Below are 11,131 nucleotides of genomic sequence, written 5' to 3' on the forward strand. Positions count from 1 at the left end.
TGTGTTCCTTGGTCGGAGCACATGATCAGACGAAGGCCGCTTCCGTGTGCGGCAGATACCGATACGAGTGATCAAGTTCGACGGCTCGTTCGAGGTGATTGCTTAAAGATCAAGCTAGTCCTGCTCGTTGCTGGGGTCGCTGTCGCTGTCGGTGGACGGGGAGGACCCGTCGCTGCTGCCGGTGCTGGTGGGGGTGGAGCGTTGGTGCTGGTGCCGTGGGCGCCCATGTCGACGCGGCGGTCCTGCTCGTCGATGCGGACGGCTTCCTGCGTATCGGGGTCGATCACGGTGGTGAAGGCCGGGACGGCGGTGGTAGTGGTTTCGTAGCGGCCATCCGGGTGGTGCCCCAGGGTGCTGTGGTCACTTCGGCTCCTTCTTGTCGGGTGCGTGGTGGTGCCGGCCCGCCCTGGGCCGGCACGACCTGTCCAGGGTTGTGGCGGCCCGGGGGGCCTGTGGGGCCCGCTCTGGCTGTCAGGGCGGGGGAGACCCTGCCGGGGGTTGCCAGAGCGGGCGGTTCAGGTGGCGGCGGACACGGCGTGCCGGCCGCGGCTTCGGACGCGCCGGGTGCGGGCGCGGGACCAGCGGGCGATGCGGTGCGCGCGCCATCCGGCCGCGGTGGCGTACCGGTGGAAGCGCCGGACCTCGGCGATGTTGTGCCGCTTGTAGCCGAGGCAGAACCGGCAGATCGCCAGGGGAACGGTGTCGCCGTCCATCGCCGCGATGCCGAAGTCGGTGACGTCGCGGAGGTGCAGGCACTCGCAGCACAGACCGGTCGTCCAGGCGAGGCCGGGCGGGACGGCAGGCAGGATTCCGGACTCGAACGTCATTCGGGCTCCTCGTCGGGCACCATCACCCAGGCGAGCTCCGAGAGCTGGGAGAACCTGCGGTGGTCCGGGTGGAGACGGGCGTGGCCTGCGGCCCACCGCTTGGCGTCCTCGAAGGTCCCCCGTTCCCCGGAGTGCGCCTCGCAAGGGGTGCCGTCCTCGGACTCGCCGAGGCAGGCGAGGAGGTGGCGCTGCGAGGGATGCGGCTCGTCGTCGAGCCGCATCGTCCAGGTGGTCAGCCGGCGTCCGATCACCAGGCCGAAGCCGGCAATGGGCGTCAACGAGCTCAACGGGGTCGTCCGATCTTCGAGGGGCACCGGGGGGATTCGCACTCGCACAGCGGGAACGCCGCCGCGGGGTGGTAGGCGTAGGGGTTGTCGCTGCCGGTGAGCACGGTCGGCGGGACGAGCTCGGTCTCTCCGCCGCCGGGGTCTCGCTCGTACACGCGGATCTTCATCTCGCTCACCCGGCCGCCAGGACGGGGGCGGGTGCCGACTGGGCGCCGGGTCCGGTCGAGGTGTCCAGGGCGAACAGCGCGTAGACGGTCTTGCCGTCACCTCTCGGCTCCCAGCCCCAGGTTGTGGCGAGGGACTCCACCAGCAGCATGCCGCGGCCCCGGATGGCGTCCCAGGTCGGGCAGCCGGTCTCGGGGGCGTTGCTGCTGGTGTCGATGACATCCACCCGCAGGTGGCTACCGGTCCAGGACGCTCGGACCCGGCAGGTGCCACCACCGTGCTCCACGGCATTGGCCACGAGCTCGGAGGTACACAACCGGACGGCTTGGAGAATCTCCTCCGACAGCGGCAGGCGCCAGTCCTGCAGCATGCGCACCACCCGGTCCCGCGCTTCCCGCGCCGCGTCACCCCTGCCCTGCACGTCGATCTCGTTCGTCAGCGGAAGCACGACACCTCCCTGGCCTTGTCGACCTCAAGCCCGGCAATCAATACGTTCTGTTGATACTTCGTCACATACCGATCATCGGGCGGATGTCGAGGACGTCCTACCCCGTTCCAGGGACGTTTGGAACGTTTTACTGGTACACCTTTACTCGTCCCAGCAGACCTGAAGGGTGCCCCGTGAATGAACCTCTGAGGCGGGCCATGGCCCGTGCGAACATGACCGAAGCTCTGCTCGCGCGTGCCGTAGGTGTCGACCCGAAGACCATCGGACGATGGGTCAGCAACCCAGCACGCGTGCCCCACGCTCGGCACCGTGCAGCGGCCAGCCGGGCGCTCGATGAGGAGGAAACCGTGCTCTGGCCAGCCGTGCAGACCCTGGTGAAGTCGGGACCCGACCGAGAACTGGTCCAGCTCTATCCATACCGATCCGCTGCGCCAACGTCGCTGTGGGCGCAGCTGATCCGCCGGGCGGAGAGTGAGCTGGTGTTCGCCGGTTACACCAATTACTTCCTCTGGCTGGAGCAGGCACGACTTGGCGAGGTTTTGCGCAAGAAGGCTGCCGCGGGCTGTCGGATCCGCTTCATCCTCGGTGACCCGGCATCCCCGGTCACCCGCCAGCGCGAAAGCGAAGAAGCCGTACCGCTCACCCTCTCCACCCGGATCGAGGTGACACTGGCTGAGCTCAGCAAGCTCCGCGATGTGCCGAACATCGAAGCTCGATTCGAGACGGGCCACGCCCACCTGTCGGTTTTCCGCTTCGACAACGACATGATCGTGACGCCCCTCTTGCCAGGTAGAGTCGGGCACGACGCCCCGATGATGCACCTCCGCCGGGCTCAGGACAACGGCGTATTCGACCGGTACTTGGACCACGTTGAGGGGCTGTGGGGCCGCGGCCGCAACGTATGGACGAACTCGGAGGTGGAACATGCCACGGCGTGACTACGAGAACGACCCGAACGCCCCGAAGGCGAACAGTCTGGTCCCGGCTGCCTCCGTGGTCGTCGTCGACTACGAAGGCCGAGTTCTCCTCCAGCGCCGCACCGACAACGGCATGTGGGCACTTCCAGGCGGCAAGATGGACCTCGGCGAATCACTCGCCGGCTGCGGAATCCGGGAAACCCGCGAGGAAACCGGCATCGACATCGAGATCACGGGCATCGTCGGCACCTACACCGACCCGGGCCACGTCTTCGCCTACGACGACGGTGAAGTCCGGCAGGAGTTCTCCATCTGTCTCCTCGGCCGCCCTATCGGCGGACAGCTCAGCACCAGCAACGAATCCATCGATGTCGCATGGTTCACCCCGGAACAAGTGGAGGCACTACCGATGGTTCCCAGCATCCGCAAACGAGTGAACGACTGGCGCTCCGGCGACATCCCCGTCGTCCGCTGACGAGAGCTCCCTGGCGGCTGCAGGCACGTATCTCCCGTCCAAACAGAAGAGCCAATCCGTGACGGTTCTCGCTGCCTACCTCGCCCTCAGCCACTGCGAGGATTCCGCAGCAGTCCGTTCCCTCGCAGCCGCACCCTCCTGTACCCCACACGTGCGCCGCAGTCGGGACATCACCAGTGCCCGGTTCCCCCGCCCCCAGCTCGGCAGGGACATGGTCGATCTCTATCACTGGGCGTGGCGCCTTCGTCCAGGATCATCGTCGGACCTTGCGGCTGCCCGAACTCGCCCAGCCCCAATTTGACCAGTTCGGGTTGGCTGGCAAGTCCGGTGACAGGCCGTTCAGCCCGGACCAGCCACTCCCCGCTCGGTGTGGGCCTGCGCCCTAACGAGATGCCGGTAGAAGCCGGCGACGCGGTGGTCCGAGATGAAGTCCCGGCGGCGGGCCCTCACTCGACGAACCAGCAAAAGACACCATCGGCGCTGAGGGCGATCACGAGCGTCGGGGTCGTCCTCACCACCCGCGACCTCTGCCTGGCCCGGTTCTTCGGAGAGCGCCAGCACGCCGTTCAACCCCGGACGACAGCACCTGGGATCAGACACTCCCGCCTCCGCCGCATGATTCGCCACGAGAACCTCGGCACCTGAGCCACAGCCGCGCCGGGTTCAGCAGCACATACCCCGTCCGGGGCGGGACCTACAAGGCCACGCCCAGAGCCTCCAGCTGTCCACGCTGCTCGGCGGTGAGCTTGTCCCGGCGGGCCCTGGTGTTGTTCAGCCACGCGCGCAGCGACAGCCCCTCGCCCGTCTTGTAGGTGCGCGGAACACGGGCGTGGCCCTCCCGCTCGACGAACTGCGCGAGCGCGGCCAGGTGGAGCTGGAACCGGTCAGCGCGGGACGTCTTCGGCTTCGCCTCCGCGGCCTGCTTCGCGGCGACCAGCTCGGGGTCCGCCTCGATGCCTGTCGCGGCCTGGTTTTTCTGCGTGGAGGGGCGGGAAATGTGCTGTGTTTTCGCAGTTGGAGTGGCTGGGTGCGATGGCTGGTTCGCAGGTGAGTGGGTGGGCTGTTCAGGTTGTTTGAGCGCTTCCGCGCCCCGTGGCCAGCTGGGTTGCTGGCGGCGGGGTGGTCTTGGCAGGTTGGTTGGGCGGCGCGCAGGTTTATCGAGCGACTGGGAATTGTGTTGAGGTTGCGCTCTGTCCATAGTTGCTGGCGGGCGTGTGTGTCGGCTGCGGGTTCTAGGGTGATGGTGGGCCTGGGGTCGTGGTGGTTGGGCAGCTTGGAGGTAGGGCGTGGTGGGTTGGCAGCGTCTGCCGTGGAAGCGTCGGGTGTTCCGGTTGGACGAGCAGCCGGAGTCGGACCACTACGGCTGGCCTGTGGCGTCCCTTTTCGCCGGTTCCGCACCGGGCATGCCGCTGGCGGATATGCGGCATGTTCCTGCGCTGGTGCTTCGCGGTGAGTGGGGCATGGGTAAGTCGTGCGCGTTCGATCAGGAGCTGGCTGACCTGGAGGCTGCGGGCCTATCGGCCAAGCTCCTTGATCTTGGTAAGTGCGGCACAGATGCCGCTCGCGCCGAGGTGAAGCTTGCCCAGGTGTTTGAGCCGCCGGCTGGTTCGGGGGAGTGGCATGTGTTGCTGGACGGCCTCGACGAGGGGCTGGACCACTTGCTCGAGCTGGACCAGCTGATCATCGAGCAACTGGAGGCGGTGGACGATCGGGCGCGGGATGGGTTGAGGCTCCGGATCAGCTGTCGAACCGCGCGGTGGCCAGCTGACCTGGAGCGGGAGCTCGGCCGGTTTTGGTCCGAGGAGCAGGTGCGGGTCGTGGGCCTGGCCCCGTTGTCGCGCGAGGACGTTTCCACAGCCGCGGAGGTGATGGGCGCTGCGGACCCTAGCGTCTTCACTGGCCTGGTGCAGCAGCGAGGCCTGGTGGCATTGGCGACGAACCCGCTGACGCTGCGCCAGCTCCTCACCGGCTACACAACGAACGGGCATCTGCCCGTCACGGCCGAGGAAGCGTATAGGGAAGCCTGCCTGCACTTGTGCAAGGAGACCCGGCGCCCCAAGGGCAACGATCAAAGGCGTACCCTGGCCGCCCCCGAGCACCTCCTCGCGGTAGCCGCGAGGGTTGCTGCAGCCATGCAGTTCGGCTCATACACAGGCCTGTCCGAGGACCCGCCGCAGCCGGGCAGCGCCAGTGCCGGTGACCTCGCCCTGTCATGGGTGGCCTCGGGTGACGAGCCCGGACACCTGGGCACACCGGTCCCGTGTTCCATGAACGAGCTGCACCAGCTGACCGAGTCGAGTCTTTTGGTTCCGCTTGAGGGCAGTTACAGGTGGTCGTTCGCGCACAAGAGTTACCAGGAGTTCCTCGCAGCCGAGTTCCTTAGGGGCCGCGGCATGTCGGCGTCGGTGCAGCGGGAGCTGTTGTGGGTCGGCGATGGGGAGGCCCGGCACGTCATCCCCGCCCACCAGGCGGTCGCGGCATGGCGCAGCGCGACTGACAGCGAGGTCTTCGAGGACCTGGTGCGCGACGACCCGACGGCCTTGCTTCTCGCGGACCTGGAAAGCCGCCCCGACGAGGACAGGGCTCGCGTTGTCGCCGCCCTGCTGGCCCTCTTGAAGCGCGACGACACCGCACACCTCGAGCGATCTACCCTTCATCGCCTGCGCCACTCGGATCTGGCTGCGCAGCTGCGCCCCTACCTTCGCAGTGCAACGGAGGTGAATCTGCTGTACGGGGCGGTCAGCATCGCGAGGGCGTGCGCCTGCCCTGATCTCGCAGACGATCTGCTGACCGTTGCCGAGGATACGAACCTCAATCCCGAGGTCCGGGTGGCCGCACTCGGTGGTGTCACAGATCCGGCCAATGCGGCGGTCGGCCGGCTGAAGACGCTTGCAGATGACGATTCCCCCGAGGTCGTTGCCGCAGCACTTCGTCGGCTTCGGCCGGACCACCTCAGCCTGACCGAGTTCCTTGCGAAGGTCCGCGACCCTGACCCCAGCTACATCGGGACCGCGTTCATGCTGCGCCGTGAGATTCCTGAGCAGATCTCACTCAAGGAAATCGTTGAGGCGACGGTGTGGGCCCGTGGTGTGCTCACGGACCCAGTAACGCATCGAAGCCCGGACCTTGCTGTTGCGGTTCTCGCCCGTGCTGTCACCCTGGCGGACCAGGTGCCTAGTGACGACGATCTTGTTGCCATCGTGGCAGAGGCCATGATGGCTCTGGTACTCGACTCCGATCTCTTCTTCAACAGCGCCATGCGATCTCCGTACCAGGAGCTCGGTGCGGCTCTGTCCGACAGCGAAGATACTCGTCGACGCCTCGCGTACCACCTGATGACACAGCAGGACAGCGAGCATTTCATCACGTTGCTGAGTGGTCTTATGGGCGGATCGCTCCTGCAAGCGGACGATCTCGTCTACTGGGCCGAGAACTGGGAATTGCTCGATTCGGTCAGCCCGCATCTCAGGCGCCTCGCGGTCGGATTTCCCCGGCCCGGGGATCCCGAGATCCTGGCTCGGTGTGAGGCGGCCCGTGCTGCGTACCCGTCCTTGCGTGAGGCCACAGCTTTCTGGGACAACCCGCCCGTCGAAGACCCGTACGAGCGGGAGCGCCGCGAGGCAGTTGAGGCGCAGCGGCGGCAGAACACCTACAGCGAGCCCGGACTGCGCGAGGCCTTGGCTGCCGTCACGGCGGCCGGGGCTGAGACCGTCTACGAGCGCTGGGCAGATGTCGTCAATCACATGCTCCGGACGGCCAGCGGGGAGACATTCTCCACGACCGAGCCGCCACTGACGATTGCCAGCGAGGCGCCTTCCCGGCCAGCGCCTGGCTCAGAACTGTCCGATGCGGTTGCACAAGCCGCGCAGCACCTTGTGCGCATTGCGCCTGCGCTGAGCCCGGCCCGCCTCACCCCTCGTGGCGCGTTCGAGTTCAGCAATGCACCGGACCTGAGTGCGTTCGCTTTCCTGGAGTGTCTGCCGTCGGAGGTTGACGATCCGCAGAAGTGGGCCGGCTGGGCTGTCGCCCTGGCCTCCACCCAGGCGTACAACTTCGCCGCTCAGAGCATTCAGCGTCGCTTCCTGCCTCTCTGCGCCGCACGGGCTGGGGACGCGTTGTCCGGGTTCCTTACCGAGGTCCTCAACGCTGTGCACGACGACACCGTCCGCACTATCGCTCGCGCATACGCGGCCCTGCCGGACGGACTCGCGCACGCTGCCCTTCGGGCGTGGGCCGGTGATCCGGACCGCAGGCCCGAGCAGTGGCAGGCTGTGATCGGTGAGCTCGCCGTGCTCGGCAATGAAGGGGCAATGGAATCGCTGGCCGGGGTGCTGGCGATGGATCCCGCGGGCTTTCAGCCGCAGTCCAATGAGCGGGTCCGCTGGATGCTTGCTGCTACTACGCTGCTTCACTGCGATCGCCTCCGGGACCACTGGTCAGCCGTCCGCAGCGGGCTCGAGGACCAGGGTGTGCTGCAGGATTTTATGGAAGGCTTGGGCCAGCTGCCCGCTCCGCCCGGTAGCTGGCCTGCAGCGGTGGGCCTGCTGTCGGACAGGGACATCGCTGACCTCTACCGCCTTCTGGTCGGCCATATCGGTGTCGAAGCGGCAAGCACCCGGGCTCTGCACAACGGGTTCGTCCGCGGCGAGGACCGGGTCCAGGACATGGTCTACTCCCTGCCGCACATCCTCTCGGCTCACAACACCGAGCAAGCGGCAGCCGAGCTTCGAGGCCTTGCCTCCGAGTATCCGGCCGTCTGGCAGCTGCGTCTTCAGGCTCGCACGACCGCCCGTGCCGCGGCCGCCCGCAACGCTGCGCCGATCCCGCCGGAGCAGCTCCTGCAACTCGCCGCTCACTCGACCCTTCGGGTGGTACGCGACGAACGCCACCTGCTGGACATCGTGAGTGAGTCCCTCAAGCGTTTCCAGCAGGCCCTTCATCGCCCGAACGGCCTGATCGTCGCGCTGTGGAACCGAGAAAGCCACGGCGTGAACCACACCGACTGGTGGCCCTGCTGGGAGGAGGACTTCAGCGACATCGTCGCGACCTTCCTGCTGCAGGACATCGGAGGTCACCGCGTGGTCATCAACCGGGAAGTCCAGGTACTTCGGCCCGGCTTCCCCGGGTTGCGCACCGACATCCAGATCGAGCTCCCAGCCTGTGAAGGCACGGGCGACGATCCCATCAAGCTGGTCATCGAGTGCAAGGGCTGCTGGAACTCCTCCCTGAGCACAGCGCTGGCCGACCAGCTCGTCGCGGGCTATCTGCAGACCCCCCGCACGGCCGGTGTGCTGCTCACGGGTTACTTCCACTGCGACCGCTGGGGAGCGAGGAAGCGCAGCTGTCCCACGCACGGCCACAGCCTGGACGAGGTCAGGCAGCACCAGGACACCGAGGCACACCGCCAGCGCGAGCTGAGGCACGTCTCCGTTGCCGCGGTCACCCTGGACTGCGGGTTGCCCGACAGCACCGTGCAATGGCGTACGACGGCACTGCCGACGCCCTGATCTTCTTGATGTGCCGCTACCGGTGATGCCAAGGCGGCTGGTGGCTGGTTCAGTGGACGTCGCGGGGTTCCCAGCCGGGTGGGAGTTTGGGCAGACCGAGGAGGGCGTCGATGCCGAGGTGTTCCCGGAGGAGGGCTTTCAGGCCGCGGCCGTCGATGAGTTCCATGCGGCCGGTGCGCTGGGCGAAATCTCGGCTGGTACGCCCGAACCAGGCGGTGGTGATCAGGATGCCCTTGGCAGCGGCCTTGTCGTGCATGACGCCAGCGAGAGCGCGGACGGCTTCGGCGGGGACCGTGTTCTTGGTGCGCTTGGCCTGGATGATGCACAGGCCGCCGACGATGGGGTCCTCGTTGTAGGCGACGGCGTCGACGCCGTCGTCGCGGGACGCCTGGGTCACCCATGCCTTCAGCCCGATGGCCTCGAACAGCCGGCGGATGAGGTGCTCGAACTCGATGGGATCCAGGGCGACCAGGTCGGGTCGGCTGTCGAGACCGGCCACGACGTCGACCTCGGGAGCGAGTTTGTACCGGCTCAGGTCGAATGTCACCACCGGCCGCACGGGCTCGAGGTCGAAGGGGTGCTGGGAGACGATCGCATTCAGATGGCGCAAGCACTCGACGGGATCCAGGGCAGGCTCGTCCAAGACCAGATCCTCGAACGGTGCGCGGCCGGCTCGGACGCTGACCAGGCACGGGCGGATGTGCTTGCCGGTGGCCCGGTCCTTGCTGTGGACGTGGGCGTTGACGGCGACGGCGTCGACCAGCAGCGGGGGAGTGGCTGCGAAGACCTCATCCAAGCAGCGCAGCACGAGGCGCGCGACCAGCACCCGGTAGATCTCCTTCACCTCCACCTCCTTGCGAGGCTGTGGCACGACCTGGGGCGGAGCTCCCGCCTTGTACCGCCACCCGACCTCCTTCGGCACCGCGTCCTGCCCCGGCAGGTCGAGCTCGAGGACCAACTCCCGCGTCTCTGGGGCGAACACCGAGCGCACCGCCCCAGCCAGCCCTGCGTCGCGAGCCGAGGTATAGCGCTGAAGACGGTGCGCTGGCACCGGCCTCACCTCGAAGAAGGAGCGCTATCGCAGGCCTGAAGCCGCTCGTCCGGGCGTAGCCCGACGCTCCGCGTTACGATACCGGCCCAATTTGACGTAGCGGTTCTAGACTGGCTCCCACCTGTGGAAACGCCTGCCGCATCGGTAGTTTGACATGTCGTCAGAGCGCTGGGATAGTGGTTGCCCAAGCGCCACAGTTGTGCCCATTTGTAAACCGGCTCGCCATTAGATGGCGGGTCCTTTTTCTTCAAAAAGAAAAACTCGTCATTTAAAGGCCTCCGCCGTCAGCGGGGGCCTCTCGTCGTATAAGGGAGCAAAAATAGTGAACACTGAGCTGGCCGCCGCCCTGCTGGGAGCCCTGGTGGTCATCGTCCTCGGCGTCCTCATCCTGCTCGGGTACATCGTGAAGGTGTGCGTCGGCAAGGCCAGGTCGCAGGACGTGCCGGTGATCCTCGACAGGATCCCCCCGGTGGTCAGGGAGTTGTGCTCCTTCATCCCGCGCCGCCAGGGGGCGCAGCAGCTGGTGGCGGCCTGGAACCCATCCGCAAGGGGGGCCGCCGCGCAGCTGACCGTCCTCCCGGAGTCGGTGCCGACTGCGGACGGGCAGAACCCCGAGGGTGTGCGGTGAAGAGGGCGGCGGTCCGGCGGGATCCCACCGCGGAGCGGGCCCTGAAGGGGACGACGTTCGCCGGTACCGGGACCGCGGACAGTGTCCAGTTCGCGCTGATCTTGCTGGCGGCCGAGGGGCTGTGCCGGAAGGATGCGCGGCGGCTCACGGGGCTGACGCCCAGAGCCCGGCGCCAGCGCATGGGGAGGGTGCAAAGGATCATCGCCTTCATGGCGGAGGCCGATGGGGCGGGACCGGCTGCCTTGGAGGACCTGCCCGAGTCGGCCCGGCTCGCGCTGAGGGAGTTCGAGCGCAGCATGCTCCGGGCCTGCCAGGAGTGCCGCCGTCCGGCGATCCAGCCGATGACAACGGCTGGCGGGCGGCCCGCCAGGTACTGCTCACCGGCCTGCAAGCAACGTGCCTACCGGGCGAGGCGCAAGCAGGCAGAGGCGGCCATCTGACGAGCATCGAGCGCCGCCCTGCCGTGCCAGGCCCCGAAGCCAGCAGCGCGGCAGGGCAGGGGCCGAAGAAGCAGCCAGTGGTCAACCTGTACTGCCGGGTGGTCCCCGGCGGGGCCGCTCTCCCCTCGCCGCAGGAGCGGTGGTGGTCACCGCACGAGTGCGGGCGGCTCCGGGCGCAGCGGGAAGCCGTCGGCGAAGCGGCGGCCGACCACCGGCGGTGGGAGGTGCTGGGCGTTCGGCGGCTGGTGGAGCAGACCCGGGCCAGGCGGGGCGAGTGCGAGCACTGTGGGGCGATGTATCCGTGCCCGACGGTGCGGGCGGTGGCGGCAGTAGGGAGCGACGACCCGCCTGCGGATCAGTCCTCGTCGTGCCGGCGGGAGCGATCT

Annotated in this window: 13 protein-coding genes; 5 read left to right on the top strand and 8 right to left on the bottom strand. The window is 67.6% G+C overall.

Annotated features, from left to right (window positions below; all coding sequences use genetic code 11):
• Window positions 1–71: 71 nt before the first annotated feature.
• The 5 genes from ACFV0G_RS06965 to ACFV0G_RS06985 form a co-directional block, all read right to left on the bottom strand.
• On the bottom strand, window positions 72–287 hold the full coding sequence (locus ACFV0G_RS06965) for a putative ATP-grasp-modified RiPP (RefSeq protein ID WP_380542838.1): 216 nt from the start codon (window positions 285–287) through the stop codon (window positions 72–74).
• A gap of 228 nt (window positions 288–515) precedes the next feature.
• Window positions 516–827, bottom strand: a complete 312-nt coding sequence (locus ACFV0G_RS06970) for a hypothetical protein (protein ID WP_380542841.1) — start codon at window positions 825–827, stop codon at window positions 516–518.
• Window positions 824–1,105 carry a hypothetical protein gene (locus ACFV0G_RS06975; protein ID WP_380542844.1) on the bottom strand — a complete coding sequence of 94 codons (282 nt, stop codon included), beginning with the start codon at window positions 1,103–1,105 and terminating at the stop codon, window positions 824–826. The genes ACFV0G_RS06970 and ACFV0G_RS06975 overlap by 4 nt, the downstream gene beginning before the upstream one ends.
• 5 nt (window positions 1,106–1,110) lie before the next feature.
• Complete coding sequence (locus ACFV0G_RS06980) at window positions 1,111–1,281, bottom strand: hypothetical protein (protein WP_380542847.1); 171 nt, start codon at window positions 1,279–1,281, stop codon at window positions 1,111–1,113.
• 5 nt (window positions 1,282–1,286) lie between these two features.
• Complete coding sequence (locus ACFV0G_RS06985; protein ID WP_380542850.1) at window positions 1,287–1,727, bottom strand: ATP-binding protein; 441 nt, start codon at window positions 1,725–1,727, stop codon at window positions 1,287–1,289.
• A gap of 212 nt (window positions 1,728–1,939) precedes the next feature.
• Here ACFV0G_RS06985 and ACFV0G_RS06990 point away from each other — a divergent pair, with 212 nt between their 5' ends.
• Together ACFV0G_RS06990 and ACFV0G_RS06995 are read left to right on the top strand one after the other, a co-directional pair.
• Window positions 1,940–2,665 carry a DUF5919 domain-containing protein gene (locus ACFV0G_RS06990; RefSeq protein ID WP_380542852.1) on the top strand — a complete coding sequence of 242 codons (726 nt, stop codon included), beginning with the start codon at window positions 1,940–1,942 and terminating at the stop codon, window positions 2,663–2,665.
• Window positions 2,652–3,119: an NUDIX hydrolase gene (locus ACFV0G_RS06995; protein ID WP_380542855.1), complete on the top strand. Its 468-nt coding sequence runs from the start codon at window positions 2,652–2,654 to the stop codon at window positions 3,117–3,119. The genes ACFV0G_RS06990 and ACFV0G_RS06995 overlap by 14 nt, the downstream gene beginning before the upstream one ends.
• Window positions 3,120–3,813: 694 nt before the next feature.
• On the opposite strand, the gene ACFV0G_RS07000 is transcribed toward ACFV0G_RS06995, so the two are convergent.
• A complete protein-coding gene (locus ACFV0G_RS07000) occupies window positions 3,814–4,317 on the bottom strand; it encodes a Helicase associated domain protein (protein ID WP_380542858.1) in 504 nt (167 codons plus the stop codon).
• Window positions 4,318–4,450: 133 nt separating this feature from the next.
• Between ACFV0G_RS07000 and ACFV0G_RS07005 the strand changes: the two genes are divergently transcribed.
• A complete protein-coding gene (locus tag ACFV0G_RS07005; protein WP_380542861.1) occupies window positions 4,451–8,626 on the top strand; it encodes a hypothetical protein in 4,176 nt (1,391 codons plus the stop codon).
• 49 nt (window positions 8,627–8,675) lie between these two features.
• Here the strand turns inward: ACFV0G_RS07005 and ACFV0G_RS07010 are convergent, their stop codons facing one another.
• The gene (locus tag ACFV0G_RS07010; RefSeq protein WP_380542864.1) at window positions 8,676–9,470 is read right to left on the bottom strand and encodes a restriction endonuclease; all 795 of its coding nucleotides are present in this window, start codon (window positions 9,468–9,470) and stop codon (window positions 8,676–8,678) included.
• A 529-nt stretch (window positions 9,471–9,999) separates the two neighbouring features.
• Between ACFV0G_RS07010 and ACFV0G_RS07015 the strand changes: the two genes are divergently transcribed.
• Both ACFV0G_RS07015 and ACFV0G_RS07020 read left to right on the top strand, forming a co-directional pair.
• Window positions 10,000–10,305, top strand: a complete 306-nt coding sequence (locus ACFV0G_RS07015) for a hypothetical protein (RefSeq protein ID WP_380542867.1) — start codon at window positions 10,000–10,002, stop codon at window positions 10,303–10,305.
• On the top strand, window positions 10,302–10,745 hold the full coding sequence (locus ACFV0G_RS07020) for a hypothetical protein (RefSeq protein WP_380542870.1): 444 nt from the start codon (window positions 10,302–10,304) through the stop codon (window positions 10,743–10,745). Before ACFV0G_RS07015 ends, ACFV0G_RS07020 begins: the two co-directional genes overlap by 4 nt.
• Before the next feature lie 146 nt (window positions 10,746–10,891).
• Here the strand turns inward: ACFV0G_RS07020 and ACFV0G_RS07025 are convergent, their stop codons facing one another.
• The gene (locus ACFV0G_RS07025; protein WP_380542873.1) at window positions 10,892–11,029 is read right to left on the bottom strand and encodes a hypothetical protein; all 138 of its coding nucleotides are present in this window, start codon (window positions 11,027–11,029) and stop codon (window positions 10,892–10,894) included.
• Window positions 11,030–11,131: the final 102 nt, after the last annotated feature.

The sequence above is a fragment of the Kitasatospora sp. NPDC059571 genome (genome assembly GCF_042735675.1).
Lineage (GTDB): Bacteria > Actinomycetota > Actinomycetes > Streptomycetales > Streptomycetaceae > Kitasatospora.